18 protein-coding genes and 1 tRNA gene are annotated in these 19,400 nt (G+C 61.1%); 7 read left to right on the top strand and 12 right to left on the bottom strand.

What is annotated here, in order from left to right; all coding sequences use genetic code 11:
* Window positions 1-6: 6 nt before the first annotated feature.
* The 6 genes from ACX3M4_RS28345 to ACX3M4_RS28370 form a co-directional block, all read right to left on the bottom strand.
* A complete protein-coding gene (locus ACX3M4_RS28345; RefSeq protein ID WP_459356270.1) occupies window positions 7-756 on the bottom strand; it encodes a pyridoxine 5'-phosphate synthase in 750 nt (249 codons plus the stop codon).
* 116 nt (window positions 757-872) lie between these two features.
* Window positions 873-1,322 (bottom strand): hypothetical protein, encoded by a 450-nt coding sequence (locus ACX3M4_RS28350; protein WP_459356271.1) that lies wholly within the window; start codon window positions 1,320-1,322, stop codon window positions 873-875.
* Window positions 1,291-3,036, bottom strand: coding sequence for a DUF4166 domain-containing protein (locus tag ACX3M4_RS28355; RefSeq protein ID WP_459356272.1), 1,746 nt, complete (start codon window positions 3,034-3,036; stop codon window positions 1,291-1,293). The genes ACX3M4_RS28350 and ACX3M4_RS28355 overlap by 32 nt, the downstream gene beginning before the upstream one ends.
* Window positions 3,029-3,478 carry a thiol-disulfide oxidoreductase DCC family protein gene (locus ACX3M4_RS28360; RefSeq protein ID WP_459356273.1) on the bottom strand — a complete coding sequence of 150 codons (450 nt, stop codon included), beginning with the start codon at window positions 3,476-3,478 and terminating at the stop codon, window positions 3,029-3,031. The genes ACX3M4_RS28355 and ACX3M4_RS28360 overlap by 8 nt, the downstream gene beginning before the upstream one ends.
* Before the next feature lie 151 nt (window positions 3,479-3,629).
* Entirely contained in the window at window positions 3,630-4,034 is a 405-nt protein-coding gene (locus ACX3M4_RS28365; protein ID WP_459356274.1) for a universal stress protein, read from the bottom strand.
* A 70-nt stretch (window positions 4,035-4,104) separates the two neighbouring features.
* Window positions 4,105-5,610 (bottom strand): BCCT family transporter, encoded by a 1,506-nt coding sequence (locus ACX3M4_RS28370; protein WP_459356275.1) that lies wholly within the window; start codon window positions 5,608-5,610, stop codon window positions 4,105-4,107.
* 303 nt (window positions 5,611-5,913) lie between these two features.
* On the opposite strand from ACX3M4_RS28370, the gene ACX3M4_RS28375 reads away from it, so the two are divergent.
* A complete protein-coding gene (locus tag ACX3M4_RS28375) occupies window positions 5,914-6,867 on the top strand; it encodes a LysR substrate-binding domain-containing protein (protein WP_459356276.1) in 954 nt (317 codons plus the stop codon).
* A gap of 145 nt (window positions 6,868-7,012) precedes the next feature.
* Complete coding sequence (locus ACX3M4_RS28380) at window positions 7,013-8,272, top strand: GGDEF domain-containing protein (protein WP_459356277.1); 1,260 nt, start codon at window positions 7,013-7,015, stop codon at window positions 8,270-8,272.
* Window positions 8,273-8,336: 64 nt separating this feature from the next.
* Here ACX3M4_RS28380 and serA read toward each other — a convergent pair whose 3' ends face one another.
* Window positions 8,337-9,581 (bottom strand): phosphoglycerate dehydrogenase, encoded by a 1,245-nt coding sequence (gene serA, locus ACX3M4_RS28385; RefSeq protein ID WP_459356278.1) that lies wholly within the window; start codon window positions 9,579-9,581, stop codon window positions 8,337-8,339.
* 268 nt (window positions 9,582-9,849) lie between these two features.
* Between serA and ACX3M4_RS28390 the strand changes: the two genes are divergently transcribed.
* Window positions 9,850-10,593: a 2OG-Fe(II) oxygenase gene (locus tag ACX3M4_RS28390; RefSeq protein WP_459356279.1), complete on the top strand. Its 744-nt coding sequence runs from the start codon at window positions 9,850-9,852 to the stop codon at window positions 10,591-10,593.
* A 118-nt stretch (window positions 10,594-10,711) separates the two neighbouring features.
* On the opposite strand, the gene ilvN is transcribed toward ACX3M4_RS28390, so the two are convergent.
* Together ilvN and ACX3M4_RS28400 are read right to left on the bottom strand one after the other, a co-directional pair.
* Entirely contained in the window at window positions 10,712-11,284 is a 573-nt protein-coding gene (ilvN, locus tag ACX3M4_RS28395) for an acetolactate synthase small subunit (RefSeq protein ID WP_248157397.1), read from the bottom strand.
* 27 nt (window positions 11,285-11,311) lie between these two features.
* A complete protein-coding gene (locus ACX3M4_RS28400) occupies window positions 11,312-13,087 on the bottom strand; it encodes an acetolactate synthase 3 large subunit (RefSeq protein WP_459356280.1) in 1,776 nt (591 codons plus the stop codon).
* Window positions 13,088-13,780: 693 nt separating this feature from the next.
* Between ACX3M4_RS28400 and ACX3M4_RS28405 the strand changes: the two genes are divergently transcribed.
* Together ACX3M4_RS28405 and ACX3M4_RS28410 are read left to right on the top strand one after the other, a co-directional pair.
* Window positions 13,781-13,856 (top strand) — tRNA-Lys (locus tag ACX3M4_RS28405).
* A 306-nt stretch (window positions 13,857-14,162) separates the two neighbouring features.
* On the top strand, window positions 14,163-14,879 hold the full coding sequence (locus ACX3M4_RS28410) for a hypothetical protein (RefSeq protein WP_459356281.1): 717 nt from the start codon (window positions 14,163-14,165) through the stop codon (window positions 14,877-14,879).
* 437 nt (window positions 14,880-15,316) lie between these two features.
* Here the strand turns inward: ACX3M4_RS28410 and ACX3M4_RS28415 are convergent, their stop codons facing one another.
* From ACX3M4_RS28415 to ACX3M4_RS28425, 3 genes are all read right to left on the bottom strand, one after another.
* A complete protein-coding gene (locus ACX3M4_RS28415; protein WP_459356282.1) occupies window positions 15,317-15,580 on the bottom strand; it encodes a hypothetical protein in 264 nt (87 codons plus the stop codon).
* 328 nt (window positions 15,581-15,908) lie between these two features.
* Entirely contained in the window at window positions 15,909-17,186 is a 1,278-nt protein-coding gene (locus ACX3M4_RS28420) for a malonyl-CoA decarboxylase (RefSeq protein WP_459356283.1), read from the bottom strand.
* Window positions 17,187-17,279: 93 nt separating this feature from the next.
* Window positions 17,280-17,666 (bottom strand): YciI family protein, encoded by a 387-nt coding sequence (locus tag ACX3M4_RS28425; protein ID WP_459356284.1) that lies wholly within the window; start codon window positions 17,664-17,666, stop codon window positions 17,280-17,282.
* Between the two features lie 101 nt (window positions 17,667-17,767).
* On the opposite strand from ACX3M4_RS28425, the gene ACX3M4_RS28430 reads away from it, so the two are divergent.
* Together ACX3M4_RS28430 and ACX3M4_RS28435 are read left to right on the top strand one after the other, a co-directional pair.
* Window positions 17,768-18,652 carry a fumarylacetoacetate hydrolase family protein gene (locus tag ACX3M4_RS28430; protein ID WP_459356285.1) on the top strand — a complete coding sequence of 295 codons (885 nt, stop codon included), beginning with the start codon at window positions 17,768-17,770 and terminating at the stop codon, window positions 18,650-18,652.
* A complete protein-coding gene (locus ACX3M4_RS28435; RefSeq protein WP_459356286.1) occupies window positions 18,649-19,329 on the top strand; it encodes a malonic semialdehyde reductase in 681 nt (226 codons plus the stop codon). Before ACX3M4_RS28430 ends, ACX3M4_RS28435 begins: the two co-directional genes overlap by 4 nt.
* Window positions 19,330-19,400 lie beyond the last annotated feature (71 nt).

Consider the following 19,400-nt stretch of genomic DNA (forward strand, 5'->3'; position numbering starts at 1 on the left):
CGTCCCTCAGATCTCGCCCATGGACCGGCGGAAGCGTTCGACACTGCCCGCAAAACCATGGATCAGCGCATCGGCGGTGAAGCCGTGGCCGATGGACATTTCCCGGATGAACGGTGCCCGGGCCAGAAGGGCGGGTATGTTTTCGACGGTCAGATCGTGACCGGCATTGACGCCGAGACCGGCAGCCCTGGCTGCTTCCGCCGTTGCGACGATCTTGTCGAGCTCCCTGCCCGCCCTTGCCGGATCGTCGTAGCAGCCGCCATAGGGGCCGGTATAGATCTCGATCCGCTCGGCACCGATGCAGGCGGCATGCTCGGGGGCTGCCGGGTCCGGGTCACAGAAGAGCGACACGGTGATCGCCCATTCCTTGGCGGCCGCGATGGCTTCTTCAAGGGAGCCCGTGTCCTTTGAAAAATCCCAGCCATGGTCGGAGGTGGACTGGCCCGGCTCGTCGGGCACGAACAGAACCTGTTCCGGGCGTGCTTCCTCGACCAGCTTCATGAAGTCGGGTGCGGGATAGCCTTCCAGGCACAGCTCCTTGTTCGGGAACCGGTCCTCGATCAGCTCGGACAGCTCGAACACATCGCTCTTGCGGATATGGCGCTCGTCCGGGCGCGGATGCACGGTGATGCCTTTTGCGCCTGCTTCCATCGCAATCGCCGCAAGGCCCGTCACGCTCGGCCAGGGCAGGTCGCGGCGGTTGCGCAGCATGGCGACGGCATTGACATTGACGGACAGGCGCGAGGGGGCAGACATGGCTGATAATCCGGTGAAAGCGGTTTTGATTTTGCTTTAGGGGTTTGGGTCAGTTTCGCAAGATTGTTGCAAAGGTCTTTGAAGTCAAACGGGAAATTGTCACTGAGGACAATGTTTTAGCAACTTGCTGGCAGCGTTCCCCGCAAACATCCCGCGGCAAAATGCATGAGGACCACGCTCACAACCCAGGTTGAAAGATAGGGCAATTCGCAAAAGACGCTCCAGGCCGTATAGGCTCCGAATACTGTGCCTAAAACCGGAAAAAAGATGGTTCCTATGATCGCTCCACCCAGCAAGGGGCCGATAAAGGATACGAAGCCGGTGACAAGGATACCTGACAGTCCCCGGTGTCCGTACCATTCGCCAAACAGGACGCCGCTTGTCGCCCCGGACAATGCTCCTGCAGCAGTGAAGAACGTGACTGTATCCGCACTGATGCTAGTGGCACTTGCCGCCAGCATCTGTCTGGCGATGATGTATGCTGCAAGCGTCGAGACCAGGACAACAACAAGATAAGGTGCCGCCCGTCTTTCGTCAGGATTTCGGCTTGGTTTTGATCTGGACATTGAGAGCTTCCACATCAGATGCTTGTCCGGAAATGAAGGCCGGGTCATCGGGTACCAGCCAGCCCCGATAATGGACAAGAGATCCGAGACCTGGCAACGAGATCTTCACGTCAAAGTTAAAGCGGCCGCTATCGTTAAACTCCGTCGCCGCGCTGATCGGTAGCAGCCAATGCGGCAGCGGGATGCCGAGAAATCTTCCCCGGCCAACCGGATAGGCGAGGGTGCCACCTTCAAGTCGCAAGTGAATGTCGAAGGCAATCGGACCGAAGCATTCCTGCACGATGCCGGTGCCGGGCGCGCCCCTCAGGCTGAGAACGGACTTGAACCGCTTGCCGCCGAAGTCGCGCAGCCAGTGTTCCTTGCTACCCCGCCGCTCGATCGTTACCGTGACCGGCGTCGCTTCGCTTTCGGGAGGAAAGCCGATGAGGCGGCAGAGGAGATTGCCGAGGGTCGTGCCGCCGCGCGTCACCCTGGCTTCGCCAGACCAGCGATGTTTGTCGAAGACGGTGTGCAGGGCCTGAACCGAAGCGGGCAGTGCCTCGAATAGGTCGCCGAGAGCTTCCTGGAATAGCGCCGGTTTGAGATCTTCCGCCTCGAAGGTCGCGACCTTGAGATGGGCGGTCGCGGCCGTGATGTCATCGAGCGTCACCTCGCCGAGGCAGGCCCGGGCGCCGGGCAGAACTTTGCCATCGCAAAGGTGCCCGCACAGGATGGCGGCAGCGACAGCCGGGATATGCGGGCCGTCGCCGGCTTCGGCGATCAGTGTCCAGGTTTTCACCAAGGGCTGCCCGTCCAAACCCGGTCCCGCCAGCCGGACTTCCATGCCGCCTCGGTCCGATCCAAAAGGTTCAAGCCAGCCGGCAATCATCCGCAGGAACTTTGCGGCGGGCTCCAGCGAACGGACAAGGCCGAGGCGGACGGGCCAGGCGAGCAGCCACAGGCCAAGATGCAGGAGCGGCAGTTCAAGCCCGGCCCGGAAGAGGACGGTGCGGGCGCCATAATGCTCGGGGAAGAGCGCCAGATCCGGTGCGCCGATGAAGCTTGACCAGCGGGGCGGCAGGCCCTCGGCTCCCGCCGGTCCGATCCTGCGCCTTGCAAGCCCGGACCAGCCGGAAACCGTGTCCGGTACTCCGTCCCGCGTGACTGCGACGGGCTTGCCGGTCTGCGCCAGAATGGCCCGGATGACGGAAAGCCCGCGCGGAGCGCGGTTGCCGGGAAGGATGGTGCTCTCGATCAGGTCCAGATGGCTGAAGTCACCCTTCATGGCCTCGACCGCAGCCGAAGAAAGCGCCGGGACGCTGGAGACACCGGAAATGACCGCCAGGTCCGCATCACGCGCCTGCGCGTCCAGGCTGGAAATAGATCTGGTGAAAGCGGCATCGTCGGAGAGATCGAGATAATGGCTGCCTGCCGCAAGGGCTGCCTTGGCGACCGAATAGGCCTTGCGGTGATAGGCCTGGAAGGGCCCCGCCGCATCGACGGTGACAAAGGGCGCAAGTGCGGCAAGAGACGCTGCGAAATCCGGTGCCGTCCGGTCTAGCCGGGCAGGCGTGCCGCCATGGATCCGGCAAAATGCTTGCGCGCTTTCAAGGCTACGCCCGGCGACAACCACATCGAACCGGGGATTGCGCAGCAAGGCTTCCGCCAGCTTGCCGCCGAAGACACCGTAGCCGCCGAGAAGGACGATCCGTTTTCGGGAGATTTTGTCAGTCAAGAAGCCGATCCTTCAGTGCGGCGGAAGGTAGCGGGCAACTGCGCCGGCCGAACCGGTAGCGGTTACGGGCAATCCTGTCGTAGAGCCAATTGGCCACCGGCCGGGGCAGAAGGTCCAGAACCGCCAGTGCCTTCCACGGCCAGCCGACACTTTTCATGGCGGCCGTGAAGGACGCCATTTTCGTATGCGCCTTGCCGTTCAGGATAACGATGTTGGTTTCCATGAGGTCCGGGTCGAGCCGGAAATGGCGATAGAGTGCGCAGCCTGTTTGCGAATGCGCGTCGACGAACCTGAAGCCGGCTGCCGTGTTATGGATTGCCATGAACCGGGCGAAACCCGAACACAGGATGCAGACACCGTCGAAGACGATCAGGTTGCCTCCTGGAAGTCCGGCTTCCGGAGGAATGCTGCGATCGAGCTGGTCGCCGGTACTTGCGGGCACGCACTGCTCCGGGTCGGGTTACCGTGGTTGTGTCCACCAATAGCACCACTCCTGAAGTTTTTCGGCGAGCCCGCAATTTGCCGCAGATCTTCCTTTCGGGATGGTTCTGTTTCTTTGCTCCGCGAAAGGGAAATTGGACACGGGGGCGGCCTTAGCCTCCCTGGCGGACCACCAGGACGTCGCAGCCGGCATGCATGACGACATGGCCCGCGGTGGAGCCGATGAAATAATCGCGGATGCGCGGGTTATGGGAATTCATGACGATCAGGTCGCACTTCATTTCTTCCGCCGCCCTTGGAATGGCCCTGTGGGACGTGCCGGTCCTGAAGTCGACAGCCAGCTCGACGCCCGAGGTGTCGAAGCGGCCGACGAATGTCTGCAGCTCCGGCAGGGAGTCTTCGGGCAGGACCTTGAGATTGTCGTCGATTTCCGGAACGATGGTGACGACATTCAGTTTCGCCCCGTTGGCCCTGGCGACGGAAATTGCCTTTTCCATGAGGCTCGTGGATTTGGGGGCATGGGCCAGTTTGATCGGCACCAGAATGTTCTTGTACATGCCTGCTCTCCAGACGGTCTGATCTTTGAGGAAAAGAGGGAGGCAACAAAGTTGCCTCCCCGCAGTTGGGCTACTCGGCAGGGACGTCTGCGAGTTTGCCTAGGAGAGTTTCGTTCATGAGCGAGCGCACCAGGCCCCACATCATGATGAACATGATGATGGAGAAGGGCAGGCCGGCTGCGAGCGATGCGGTCTGCAGGGCTTTCAGACCGCCCGAGGCAAGGAGAACGGCGGCGACAGCACCTTCTCCAAAACCCCAGAAAATCCGGTAGCTGACCGGAGGCTCTTCCCGGCCCATGGAGATCAGCGTGGTCACCACCAGCGTGCCGCTGTCGGACGAGGTCACGAAGTAGGTGATGATCAGGACCAGTGCGACTAGGGACAGGAAGCTGCCAAGAAAACCCAGACCGAAATTCTCGATGACGAGGAAGAGCGGCTTGGAGATGTCCTCGTTGACGGCCGCGACGATGCCGCCCGGACCCATCAGTTCCTGATGGATCGCCGTGCCGCCGAAAACCGCCATCCAGAAGAAGGTGATGAGGGTCGGCACGATGAGGACGCCGACGGCGAATTCCCGGATCGTGCGGCCACGGCTGACGCGGGCGATGAACATGCCGACGAACGGCGCCCAGGCGATCCACCAGCCCCAGTAGAAGACCGTCCACCAGCCCTGCCACTGGGCCTCGGGATCGGGATCGACCCAGAACCCCATCGGGATGAACCCGATGATGTATTCGCCGAGATTGGTGACGAAGAAGCCGAGGACGAAGACGGTCGGCCCGACAATCACGAAGACGGTGATCAGGAAGATCGACAGCCACATGTTGAGCTCGGACAGGATCTTGATGCCCCTGCCGACGCCAGAGACAGCCGACAGCGTGGCGATGGCGGAGATGATCATGATGAGCAGGTACTTCACCCAGGGATCGTCCGGTACGCCGAAGAGGTGATTGAGCCCGGCCAGGATCTGCCCGGCCCCGAGACCGAGCGTGGTGGCAACGCCGAAGACCGTCCCGAAGACCGCCAGGAGATCCGCCGCATGCCCCCAGCCGCCGTAGATGCGATCGCCGAGAATGGGATAAAGCGATGCGCGGATCGTCAGGGGCAGCCCCTTGCGGTAGCTGAAATAGGCGAGCGCCATACCGACGATCACATAGACCGCCCAGCCGTGCAGGCCCCAATGAAGGAAGGTGACCTGCATGGCAATGTTGGCGGCGGCCAGCGTGTTGGCCTGTCCTTCCTCCAGGAACGGATTGTTCTGGATGTGATAGATCGGTTCGGACACCGACCAGAAGAGAAGGCCGATGCCCATGCCGGCTCCGAAAAGCATGGAAAACCAGGCAAAGGTCGAGAATTCCGGTCTGTCCTCGTCGCGCCCCAGTCGGATGGAGCCGTATCTGGAGAAGATCAGCCAGAATACGAAGAAGATGAACAGCGCCATGGAGACGATGTAGTACCAGTTGAGATTGGAATTGATCCAGGACTGAACCGCCGTGAAGAAGCTTCCCATTGCCTCCGGCGCGAGCACACCGGCGGCCACGAAGCCGATGATTATGGCTTTGGAGAGGGTCGCCATGGGCGGGTTCACATCGCGGAAGATTCCACTGGTCCCCAATTTCAATCGTGATTCATCAACCTTGTGATCCATGGTGCCCCACTTTCCTTGGTTCTGGTCAGTCACCCTTAAGCTCACGGCACAAACGTCGCCTGCCGTTCCGGCGTGTGAAACACTGGACAAGGAGGATCGTCCGTCCGCCCCTCACGGCGGACGCTGGAAATCCCTTGGCGAGGAACCTTCGTTTCCTGCTTGCCATTCACAAACTGAATATAAGCGTTTACCTTGAGGCAGGATTTTCAAGGTTTCCAGAGATTATTCGTTATGCAAGACATAACTCAGGCTTATACGATCCTGCGGCGCTACAGCGTCGAGCTATGCGCCTTCGTGCTGGTCGCACGGCATGGCCAGCTCTCCTCGGCGGCGGCGGCGCTCAACCTGTCGCAGCCCGGGCTCAGCCAGAAGATCAAGAACCTGGAGCTTTCGCTTGGCGTCACGCTGTTCAAGCGGGTGCACAGGGGCGTGGAGCTGACGCCGGACGGGGCGGATCTCTATGCCCGGGTCGAGCTGCCCATGAACCAGCTGGCGACGGGCTTTGCGGACTTCCAGCATCGCAAGGCCAATCCGAGCGTGCTCGTTTCCGTCGACTATGCCTTTGCCGCATTCTGGCTGCTGCCGCGTATTCCGAGATTGCGGGCTCTTTTCCATCCGCTGGATATTTCCGTGCTGACCTCTCAGGATCCGACGGAAGCCAATTCTAGGGATGCGGATCTGATCGTCCGCATGGACGGTCCGGACGCTGTGGAGCGCGGGGCTGTCAGGCTGATCGACGAGACCGTGTCGGCCGTCTGCAGCCCGTCCTTCCTTGAGCGGCATCCGAACCTCGCTCATCCGGCAGACCTGCTTGCCGTACCCTTGCTCACACTCAAGACGCCGGCGAAGGCGAGCTGGTTCAGCTGGCAGGAATGGTTCGCGGCCTTCGGCGTCAGCGGCAAGGGCACCGCCGAAATGACCAGTCTCGATACCTATGACCTGGTAATCCAGGCCGCTCGTGACGGCATCGGCGTCGCGCTGGGGTGGCACGGGCTGATCGACGATCTCATCACCCAGGGCAAGCTCGTCAAGGCGATGCCGCATGTCGCCTCCAGCCGGCGCGGATATTTCCTGAGTGTCCTGAGCGAGAAGGGGGAAGCCTTCTCCCGCGCCATGCAGGCCTTGATGCCCCCGTCGCCTGCCTCCCTGCGCTGGGAGGTCCGGGATGCAGATACCGTAGTCTGACTAGGTTTTCAGTCAGGGCGGTTTTCTCTAAGACGGGGGAAGGGGCCCCCGAATCACCAACGCTCAGGTGCAAACCGTTTTCGGTTTCGTGCCGGGCGGGAATCTATGCATACATTGAGGGCTCGATAGAAATTACGAGTCGTCCATGGCCCTTTCCAACACGCTTCTCCTTTTCGCCCAGGCGGGTGTCTATTTCGCCGTCATGATGAGCCTGCTCAGAGCCCGGCAGGTGATCGGCATCGGTGTCTTCATGTGCGCCCTCGGCGTCATGCACTTCCTGGAGACCTATCTCGCCAGCGTGTTCTACATCCAGCTGCCCTTCGGCATCGTCTCGCCCGGATCGACGGTGCTTTTTTCCGGCAAGCTCCTGATGATCCTGCTGCTTTACATCCGCGAGGATGCGCTTGTGGTGCGCCAGCCGATCTATGGGCTTCTGATCGGCAACTTCCTCATCGTCGCGCTGGTGATGATCCTCAGGAACCACGACACGATCATGGTCTCCGACGGCCGCAATCCGGACTTTGCCTTCATCGACGAGATGGGGCTGCTGATGGTCTGGGGCACCATTTTGCTCTTCATCGATGCGATCGCCATCGTCGTGCTCTACGAGCGGATCGGCGACCGGTTCGGCCGGCATCTGGGGCTGAGGTTCCTGATCTGCGGTGCCGTCGTGCTGACCTTCGACCAGGCCGGGTTCTTCCTGGCACTGCATTACGTGTCAGGCGCGCCCTGGCATGTCTTCTTCGGCGGCTGGGTGGCCAAGATGGTGGCGACTGCCGTCTATACGGTTCTGTTCGTCATCTATCTCAAATATTTCGACAATGAGGAAAGCTGGCTGATCAACCGGCCCCTGAAGGACGTCTTCCAGGTCCTGACCTATCGCGAGCGCTATCAGAAGTTGCTGGAGACCTCGAACCGGGATCACCTGACGGGCGCCCTGCACCGGCGGCAGTATGACGAGCAGGCTCCAGCGATCCTGGCGAAGAACCTTGCCGAGGGCAGGCCGTTGTCGCTGCTTGTCATCGACATCGATCATTTCAAGCAGGTGAACGACCGTCACGGACACCAGGCGGGCGATGAGGTTCTGAAGACCATCGCACGCCTTCTGACGGAAAACCTGCGCTCGGACGACCACCTCTACCGGGTCGGCGGCGAGGAATTCGTGCTGCTGTGCGAGAAGCTTCCCGTTGATGGTGCCCTCTCCATGGCGGAAAGGCTCAGGAAGACCATCGACCGCTTCTCGAAGGTTTATCTGCCGGAAAAAGTCACCGTCAGCATCGGGCTTGCCGGAGCGCCAGAGGCCGGCGATACGTTGGACGCCCTTTTCAAACGGGCGGACGAGCGACTTTATGAAGCCAAGAAACAGGGCCGCAACAGGGTCGTCGGACCGGCCGCGGCGGGTTAGCAAGGCAAAGAAAAACCCCGCCACAATGTGGCGGGGCATGCGTTGGTATAGAACCGCTGCAGCTTTACACCCGGTTCAGCAACCGTGCCCGGATCGTGTTCGGCAGCGCCCGGATCTCTTCCAGGATCCCGACCGGATCGCTGACGGGGCTGTCGACGTCCAGCACCACATAGCCGATGTCCTGATGGGACTGCATGTACTGGGCAAAGATGTTGAGGTCGTGCCGGGTGAAGAGGTCGTTCAGCGTGCGCATGGCGCCCGGTGCGTTGTGGTGCACCTGGATGAAGCGCGTGGCGTCGGTGCCCTTGGGCAACTGCACCTGCGGGAAGGACACGGAGCCGAGCGTCGAGCCGACGTCGGAATATTCCACCATGCGACGCGAGACTTCCTCGCCGATCCGGTCCTGGGCTTCTTCCGTGGAACCGCCCACATGCGGCGTCAGGATGACGTTGTCGAGACCGCGCAGCGGCGAGACGAATTCGTCCTTGTTGGATTTCGGCTCGACCGGGAAGACGTCGATGGCAGCGCCTCCCAGGCGTCCGGATTTCAGCGCCTCGGCCAGGGCATCGATGTCGACCACCTTGCCGCGGGCGTTGTTGATGAGGAAGGCACCCTTCTTCATCTTGGCGATCTCGGCAGCGCCGAACATGTTCCGGGTTTCCGTGGTGTCCGGAACATGCAGGGATACCACGTCCGAGTCCGCCAGAAGCGCGTCCAGGCTTTCGGCCGGCATCACGTTGCCGTGCTGCAGCTTGTCGACCATGTCGAAATAGATCACGCGCATGCCCATGGCTTCGGCCAAGTTCGACAGCTGGGTGCCGATATTGCCGTAGCCGATGATGCCGAGCGTCTTGCCGCGCACTTCATGCGAGCCGTCCGCGCTCTTGATCCAGCGGCCCTGGTGGGCGGCGGTGGACTTGGTGAAGACGCCGCGCATCAGCATGACGATCTCGGCAACAGTCAGTTCCGCCACCGAGCGCGTGTTGGAGAAGGGGGCATTGAAGACCGGAATGCCACGGGTGAGCGTGCCTTTCAGATCCACCTGGTTGGTGCCGACGGAAAAGCAGCCGACGGCGACGAGGCTTTTCGCGGCGTCGAGGACTTCTTCGGTCACCTGGGTGCGGGAGCGGATGCCGAGCATCTGCACGCCCTGCAGCTTCTCGATCAGGGCTTCCTTTTCCAGCGCGCCGGGCAGGACTTCCACATTGGTGTAACCGTGCTTTTCAAGAACCGTGCGCGCGGTCGGCGAAATGCCTTCCAGCAGCAGCCAGCGGATCTGGTTTTTCGGCCGGGAGAGACCGTGAATCATGGCGAAACGCCTTTTGATCTGAATGGTTGGACTCACGCCGGAGAGGCGCGATGAGCGCGGGTGTCGTATACGCGCTCGTTCACGTCGCGTCTAGGGCGCCGTTGCCGAAGCACACCTGATTGGGGCAGGTTTTTTGTCGCGTCGCTAGATCGCATTTAAGTTGCGGCCGGACCTATGGCGATGCTTAATGCGTGCAGGCGAAGCATTGCGCCGAACAGCTGATTTGTTTTTGACTTTCAACCAATCTCCGCAGCAGGAGCTATGACAGATGCTGAATTTCAGCGGTCCTTGTTTCGACTACGAGCCCTATCCGGTTTGCTATATCAAGAATGTTCTCGATCAAGGTCTGTATCACCAGCTCGTTGCCTCGTATCCTGGCAAGGACCTTTTCAAATACATGCCGAATCTCGGCCACAAATATTCCCTGTCGGAGGTCAACAACCCCGGCGACTACCAGGCTTTTCTGGCGCGAACACCTGACTGGAAGAGTTTCCACGATCACGTGAAGTCGCCGGACTTCGTCCACGGGGTCCTGAAAATGCTGGCCGGTAACTTCGTCGATCTCGGTCTCAGGAGGATCAAGGTGGTCAATGGTGCCGGTAGACGCAGGGCAAGCCTCTTGAGCCGGTTACGCGGCCAGCTCGAACTCAGCGCCCGGTTCGAATTCTCGATGATGCCGGCCAATGGCGGCCAGATCCTGCCGCACACGGATGCACCCAACAAGCTCATCACGCTCGTCATTTCGATGGCGGAGCCGGGAAGCTGGGACAGCAACTGGGGCGGAGGCACTGCCGTCTGCGTGCCGAAGGACAGGACAAAGGTCTTCAATCATCTCAACAAGGCGATGCCGTTTGACGAGGTGGAAACATTGAAGACCTTCCCGTTCGAAGAGAACCAGTGCGTTCTCTTCGTGAAGACCTACAATTCCTGGCACCACGTTGCACCGATGACCGGGCCGGACGATGCGCCCTTGCGCAGGACCTTGACGATCAACATCGAAAGCAGGCACTGAACATAATCAGGCAACTTCGAAGCCCTGGCGTGTCGAATATGCCTGCAAAGGAAGAAACAACACAAAAAACCCGCCGCTGGTTGGCGGCGGGTCGTGAATTGGAGCGGAGAAGTAACCCTCAGAGCCCTTCCGGGCCCCGCTGCACGGCGGCAACGCCGGTGCGGGAGACTTCCACGAGGCCGAGCGGCTTCATGATGGAGATAAACTGCTCGATCTTGGAAGTGCGGCCGGTGATCTCGAAGACGAAATGCTCGGTCGTGGCGTCGATGACCGTGGTGCGGAAGGCATCGGCAAGGCGCAGGGCCTCCAGGCGCTTTTCACCGGTACCGGCGACCTTTACGAGGGCCAGTTCCCGCTCCAGCGGCTTGTCCTGGTTGATCCGCTTGGCGCGGACCGTCAGGTCAGTCACCCGGTGCACCGGCACCAGCCGGTCGAGCTGGTGGCGGATCTGCTCGATGATCATCGGCGTTCCCGTGGTCACGATGGTGATACGGGACAGGTGCTTCTCGTGTTCGGTTTCCGAAACGGTGAGGCTGTCGATGTTGTAGCCGCGGCCGGAAAAGAGACCGATCACGCGGGCAAGCACGCCCGGCTCGTTGTCGACGAGAAGCGATAGGGTATGGGTTTCGATTTCATTGCTGACTTCGGCCAGGAAATAGGCGGAAGGCGCATCGACGTTCTGTGCGTTCATTTCTTAAAGTCCTTGAACCTATTCACCTTAAACGAGGGATTTGCCTTCGGCGCTGATGGCGTTGGCAACCGCTTCGTCATTGGCTTCGTCCGGCAGCAGCATTTCGTTGTGGGCCTTGCCCGAGGGGATCATCGGGAAACAGTTGGCGAGGTTGGCAACCCGGCAATCGAACAGCACCGGCTTGTCAACGGCGATCATCTCCTCGATGGCGCCGTCCAGGTCCGCCGGTTTGTCGACGCGGAAGCCGACACCGCCATAGGCGTCCGCCAGCTTGACGAAGTCGGGCAGGCTGTCGGTGTAGGAGTGGGAGAGGCGGTTGCCGTGCAGCAGCTGCTGCCACTGGCGCACCATGCCCATATACTGGTTGTTGAGGATGAAGACCTTGACCGGCAGGCCGAACTGCACGGCGGTCGACATTTCCTGGATGTTCATCAGGATCGAGGCGTCGCCGGCAATGTCGACGCAGAGCGCGTCGCGGTGGGCAACCTGTGCGCCGATGGCAGCCGGCAGGCCGTAGCCCATGGTGCCGAGACCGCCGGAGGTCAGCCAGCGGTTCGGCTCCTCGAAGCCGTAGAACTGGGCCGCCCACATCTGGTGCTGACCGACTTCGGTGGAGATGAAGGTCTTGCGGTGCTTGGTTAGCTCATAGAGCCGCTGGATCGCGTATTGCGGCATGATGACGTCGCTGTTCGGCTTGTAGGCCAGCGAGTTGCGCGCCCGCCACTTGTCGATCTGGGTCCACCAGTCTTTCATGGCAGTAGGGTCGGACTTCATCGACGACGACCGCCAGATCCGGACCAGATCCTCCAGCACATGGCCGACATCGCCGATGATCGGCAGGTCGACATTGATGGTCTTGTTGATGGAGGAGGGATCGATGTCGATATGGATCTTGCGCGAGCCCGGCGAGAAGGCATCGGTGCGGCCGGTGATGCGGTCGTCGAAGCGGGCGCCGACGCAGATCATCAGGTCGCAGTCGTGCATCGCCATGTTGGCTTCGTAGGTGCCGTGCATGCCCAGCATGCCGAGCCAGTTGTCGCCGGAGGCCGGGTAGGCGCCGAGGCCCATCAGCGTGGAAGTGATCGGGAAGCCGGTGAGCGAGACCAGTTCGCGCAGCAGCTGGCAGGCCTGCGGGCCGGAGTTGATGACGCCGCCGCCGGTATAAAGCACCGGCTTCTTGGCGGCGGCCATCAGTTCGGCGGCCATGCGAATGCTGGCAGCATCGCCCTTCAGCTGCGGCCGGTAGCTCTTGTGGGCAGCCGCCGGGTTCGGCGTCGGGCCCTGATAGGTACCGGTGGCGAACTGGACATCCTTCGGAATGTCGACGACGACCGGGCCCGGACGGCCGGAGGTGGCGACATAGAAGGCCTCGTGCAGGATGCGCGGCAGGTCGTCGACATTGCGCACCAGCCAGTTGTGCTTGGTGCAGGGGCGGGTGATGCCGACCGTGTCGCACTCCTGGAAGGCGTCGTTGCCGATGAGGTGCGTCGGCACCTGGCCGGTGATGCAGACCAGCGGAATGGAATCAAGCATGGCGTCGGTCAGCGCGGTGACCATGTTGGTCGCGCCGGGGCCGGAGGTGACGAGCGCGACGCCCGGCTTGCCGGTGGAGCGGGCATAGCCTTCGGCCGCGTGGCCTGCGCCCTGTTCATGGCGCACGAGAATATGTTCCAGACCTTCCTGCTGAATGATCTCGTCATAGATGGGAAGCACTGCGCCGCCCGGGTAGCCGAAGATCGTGTCAACTCCCTGGTCTTTCAGCGCCTGGATGACCATTTCGGCGCCGGTCATTTCCCGTGTCATTCGTTTCGTCCTTGCATCGCGTGCCTGTGGGTCAGGCCTGGCTCATTTCGATTTTGTTGTCTGGCAGACGCATGCGGCGTCAAAGTCCGGTCCGTCGACGGGAAAGCGGTGTCAGGAGGCGGGTACAAAAAAAGGCCCCTTTGGGAGCCTTGGTCGCGCGCCATCCTGTCCGTACGGGGTCATCCCGCCGCGGAGGCGCGCTTTCCTACTACGATTAGAATGAGCGACATCATCATGCCGTCCCGGTCCTTTGATGCTGCAGGTAATCTGCCCTGGCTGACGTTTTTTGGAAAATCCCGGTTTCGGGAGCCCCGCCCGCCTTACCGTGGGTCGCCGCCAAGATGTTGATCCGTCAGCGTCTTCCGGTCCGAAAGGCTCAAGCCCGTCACGTCCGTCCGGTCTTGATGCGCCGCACCCTAGTGAGGCGGATATGACCGGTCAAGCCTTAATTTCATTTATTGCGCAAAACTTGCCGTAGGTTTCTGAAAGTTTCCTTTTGTCCGTGGTTTTTGTGCATTCCTTCCGCATGCGTCATCTGCAGTGAGGTCTGCGTTAACCGCATGACGGCCTTGAAAAAAATTTGTCATAAAAACCATTGCGCCCACGCTTCACTCGCTATATACACCCGCCATCCGACGCGCCGCGCACCAAAGCGGCCTTCGCGCCGCGCATCAACGCGGCCACGTCGAGAGTGGGTGTGTAGCTCAGTTGGTAGAGCAGCTGACTCTTAATCAGCGGGTCCACGGTTCGAGCCCGTGCTCACCCACCATTCTTCTCCCTTCCCGAAGATTGAACAAAATCCAGGCGCCGTCTGCGTGCCGCGCCGCCGTGTTTTCCACGACTTGTCCACGACCGAAAAGCTTCGGTTGAAAACTCCCGTTCGACCGGTCCTTGCCCCGCAAGTTTTAACCTTGTCAGTTTTTCTTGTTTGACCGCTTTGGCAGACAACTTAACGTGCTGCCGGGCAAGGAAAACAGCTGCCTAACTAATCGATTGGCAAAAAAGGCGGCAGTTGCGGTGGGCGCAGCCGTTCTTTGCAGGATGCGGATGAAGGGCGACATCACACGGGACATCCATGCACAAACTGGATTTCGAGTTGGACAAGGCACAGCTGAAACGTGCCTGGGGCGTTATAGACAGGGAGTTTCAGCGCCTGGGGCTGATGCTGCGCCGCGGATCGGATTTCGATGTCGTCGAGGCGATGGCGGCGGCGAGCGGGCTGAAGCGGCTGGAAGGGCATTTCACGCCCAGCCTGAACACCTATACGCCGTCACAGGCGTTCTGGCTGGCGCTGGTCGATGACGAGGACCGGATGGTCGGGCGCGTGTGCGCGCGATTCGACAAGATGGCCTATCCGATGACGCTCACCGATTTCTGGCGCAAGTATTTTCATCGCTGCTATCCGAACGCGGAAGGCGGGCAGGTGGTGCTGAGCGAAAACCAGCCAAGGGTTGGCCGGCGGATCACCGGCGACGTCGTCTATCTCGGCGGGACGGAAGTCGCCAAGGAATGGCGCGGCTCCAAGCTCGGCGGTCTCCTCAACCAAATGGCCCAGATCGAGGCGCTGGACGAGTGGGGCGCCGGTTTTTACTACGGCTGGGTCCAGGGGTTCAATTTCATGGACGGTTTCTGGCGCGACTGCGGTTTCACCCGGGCCCATTTCCATGCATTGAACTGGCTGGAACCGCTGCCTGGTACGCTGGATGCCAATCTGATCTTTGTTGCGAACACGGCTGACGATGTGTGCGATCTGATCGATAGGATCGCGAGTGGACTTCCAGCAAAGTCATGAGGCAGAAGATCCGCGAGAACCCGGCATTGGTGCGGAATTTCACCAGAAGCCGCTGCAGCGTCATGTCCGGCACACCTTCTCCCAGCCTGTCGCCGGTGCGCTGGATGTCGAAGGACGGTTCGCCCTCCATGGCGATGCGGTAGGCGTCGGATACCCCCTTGCGGTAGACTGGCGGCAGGAAGCTGGTCGGCGGGCGCGCGGCCTCCGGTTCCATCGCCTGCGGGAAGAACCGCCGGAAGGTGCTGTGCTTGCCGGCAAAGGTCAGCAGCGGCACATCGCCGGGCTCGGCCGTCGGCAGCGTCATCAGCAGATAGGGGCTGAGCCGGGTCATCCGGCTGTCCTGCAGGATGATGCCCTGGTTGTCGCGCCACGTCTTGAACAGGAAGCCGGTCTTCTCACCGGCCAGCCCGTTTTCGATCAGCGAAAAGGGGAGGGGCTCAACAAAAGCGTTGTTGCTCATGAATGCCTCCGAAGGGACTGGATTGCGGAAGATATCCTTTCTGGATGGCCTCGGCATAGATGTCGTATCTCGCCGCTGCGGCCAACTGGGCGCGTTCCGCATCGCTCAGCCGGCTGGTCTGGTCGTGGTCGAAGAGATCGAAACAGTGAAAGTCGAGCAAAAACAGGCAATCGTATCTTGCTGCGATTTCGAATAATTCCAGGAACTCGAGCTGTTCTTTCGTATAATCTTGTTGGCTCATCCCGGCCGCCTTTTCTCAAGAGACATTCATAGTTTGCCTTTCAGACAAGTTCGGGCTTCGGCCTGCCATGAACCTGACCGTGCACCTGGAACTCGCTTGCCCAGCTGCGCGCTCCGCTTCCCAAGCGTTCCCACCAACGCCGAGGCTGCTTCAATCCGCGATTGGTACGGTCCATCCGTCGCCAATCGCAGATTAGCAAACAATTCTGCGCCAGGCGAGTTTTCGTCGTCGGCTTTTTCAAGAGGCAACGGACCACATCAACACGGCCTCGATCACGCCGGCCTTACGGCCGGAGACGAGGCCGGGTGAACATGGTCTTCCGGCGGCTCTACTTTTCCGCCTGCTCCGCCAGAGGTTTCTTCGCCTCCCTCTTTCTGGCCGTGGCATCGAGGCTTTTGATGTCGGAGGAGGCGGCGATGTCGAGGCTGGTCGCATAGCGCTCGTGGTTCTGGGTGACCTTGCCGAGGTCATAGAGGTAGTTGACCATCACGCCGGCCGACTGGGCGCGGCCCTTCTCGGATGTGTCGGCTTCCGCATGAACGGCATGGACCTGGGCGCCATTGCCGAGATGAAAGCGGGCGACCGGGTCGAGCGGCTGGCCATCTTCGCGCTTTGCCGAAAGCAGGTAGTGGGCCGCAAGGGTGCGGAGCCCTTTCTCATCGGCGTCCGCAATCGCAATGCCCTCCGCGAGCAGCCATTTGGTGAGGCCCGGGATCGGCGACAGCGTGACGAAGGTCTTCAGGGAGGGCAACTCGGCCGAGAGGTCCGCCGCCACCTGCTTGATCAGCGAATTGCCGAAGGAAATGCTCGCAAGGCCCTCCTGGCAGTTGGAGATCGAATAGAAGACAGCCGTGCGGGCCTTCGCCGCGGTGATCGGTTCCCGGTCTTCGGCCAGGAGATCCTGGATCGAACCCGGAACGCTGTCGGTCAGTGCGACTTCCACGAAAATCAGCGGCTCGTCGGGCATGGAGGGGTGGAAGAAGGCAAAGCAGCGGCGGTCGCCCGGTGCAAGGCGCCGGCGCAGGTCCTCCCAACTCGTGATTTCGTGCACGGCTTCGTAGGCAATGATCTTTTCCAGGATATGGGCCGGGCTTTCCCAGCTGATCGGCCGCAGCACCAGGAAGCCCCGGTTGAACCAGGAGACAAAGAGATGCCGGAAATCCTGGTCCAGCGCCTGAAGTTCCGGATCGCGGGCCCCGAGCTGCAACAGGTCGGCGCGCATGCGCACGAGCTTTTCCGTTGCTCCGGGGATCTGGTTCAGCCGCCTTATAAGTTCCTGCCGGTCGGGCTCCACCGCAGACATGAAGTCCCGGTAGGTTGCCTTGCCGGGAGCGGCCTCATAGGCCTCCAGGGTCGTGCGCACCTTGCCCGGATCGATATTCATGTCGTGGGCAAGGTGACGGAAGAAGGCCAGCTTGCCGTCGTCGTCCATCTCTCCGTAGCGCTGCAGCAATGTGCTGGCGAGGGACAGGCCCGCAATGTCACCGGATGCGCTGACAAGCGCGGCAATAAGCTCGTCGGTGGAGCGCGGGTCCCGCCGGTTGGGTGCCGCCAGTCCGCTGCGCCGTTCGAAAATGGTCGACAGAAGATCGCCTAGAATGGTCATGCGTGTCTCCAGGTCAGTCGCATTGAGCCTGAAGATAAGGGGCCTCTGGCCCGGACCCAATTCCCCAAAAGAGGCAATGCCGGATAATTGGCCTCAGGAGAGTGCGATCTTCTTGCCCGACAGACCAACGGAAAGCGTGAAACTGCCTTCGTTGATCAGCCACCGGCGCAGCGTGAAGGTGCGCACGCCGCGCTGGTGCATCGGATCCGCCTCAGCCAGAGCTCTCGCTTCTTCCATCGAAGCCGCGCGGTAGATGATCATGCCTTCACCCGTCATCTCTTCTCCCGATGGATCCGACACCGGCCCGGCAAAGGCCAGCTTTCCCGCAGCTTCAAGCTCGGCCTGATAGGCCAGATGATCCGGCAGCGTGCCTGGCAGGTCCGCGTCGGACCCGGCAGGGGTCGAGTTGACGACGTAAAGTTCCAGCGCAAGCGCGCCGCGCTCCCGTGCGATGCGTTTGTAGTCGGTCCATTTCGGCATGGCTTCCTCCTGTTGGAGGCATCTTAAAAAAATCGATATTATTTGACAAATAGAAAAATAGTCGCCAAAAATTGAGAAAGTCAAAAAACATAGAGGCGAAGATGCGCTTTATCGTGGGAGCAGGAGTGTCGGGCAGGGGCGTGCACCTCGTGGAAGGGGAGTGGGCCTGGAACCTGACGGCGGCGGATGCCCGCGTGGGTCCGGATCTGATGGCACTGGCTCAAGGCAGGGTCGATGCCGATAGCCTTCTCGCACTCAAGGATCGGGCCGATCCAGAGCCGGTCTCCTCGCTGACGCCGGGCCTGCCGGTTGCCCAGCCAGGCAAGATCCTGTGCCTCGGCCTCAACTATGTCGACCACATCAAGGAGGGCGGTTACGACGTGCCGGTCTACCCGGCCCTCTTCATGCGCTCGCTGACATCGCTTATTCCCGCGGGTGCGCCGTTGGTTAGGCCTTCCTGCTCGGAGCAGCTCGACTACGAGGCCGAGCTTATGGTGATCGTCGGCAAGGGCGGCAAGCATATCCGGGAGGAAGACGCGCTCGGCCACGTCTTCGGGTACACCATCTTCAATGACGGCTCCGTGCGCGAATATCAGCGCAAGACCCACCAGTGGACGCCGGGCAAGAACTTCGACGCCACCGGACCGGTCGGTCCCGTCGTGGTGACGCCCGATGAGCTGCCGGAAGGGGCGGCGGGTCTCAAGATCGAATCGAGGGTCGGTTCCGAGATCCTGCAAAGCGCGACAACCTCCGACATGTTGTGGAGCGTTGCGCGGACGATCTCGACCGTATCCGAGTTCTCCACCCTGGAGCCGGGGGACCTTCTGGCCATGGGCACGCCGCCAGGCGTCGGCCATGCCAGAAGGCCGCCCCGTTGGCTGCGGCCGGGGGAAACGGTCGAGGTGGAGATCGAAGGCATCGGTATCTGCTCCAATCCCGTCGTGGCGGAGGAAGATGTTCGGGCGAAGACGGAGGCGGCGGAATGAATATGATCGCATCCAAGGCCCCGACCGGTGAAGCGCTCGAGAAGCTGCGCGCCGAAGCCCGGGAAACCGTCCGCGCGCTGCGGCAACGGATCGGCCGTCTGGATGACTACAGCATCGATCTTGTTCTGAGAGCCGCGCGCTCGCATTACGCTTGGCAGGACCGTCCGGTGCCGAGAGAGCTCCTGGAGACGATCTACGACATAACGGCGGCCGGTCCGACGAGCATGAATTCCTGTCCGGCAAGGTTCGTCTTCGTCGAGACACCGGAAGCCAAGACCCGGCTTGCGAAGGCGCTGAAGGACAAGAACATCGACAAGATGATGTCTGCCCCGGTGACGGTGATCATCGCGCACGATCTGGAGTTCTGGAAAGAGCTTCCATACCTCTTTCCGCACGAGGACCGGCGCCCGCATTTCATGGACAAACCCGGCCATGCCGAGACGACGGCCTTTCGCAACGGGACACTGCAGGGGGCCTATTTCATGATTGCGGCACGGGCGGTCGGTCTCGATGTCGGTGCGATGTCGGGATTTTCGAACAAGATCGTCGACGAGGAATTCTTTGCCGGTACGACGCTGAAATCCAATTTCCTCTGCAATCTTGGCTATGCCGACGAGACGGCGCTGTTTCAGAAACTGCCGCGCCTGCCTTTCGGTTCCGCCTGCAAGTTTGTGTGAGGCAAGCTGTGCCGGTGGCCGGGCACAGGTATTGAGACGATCCGGCGGAGAGCCCGACCGGTCTCGCTTTC

It is taken from the genome of Roseibium sp. M-1 (genome assembly GCF_054515675.1).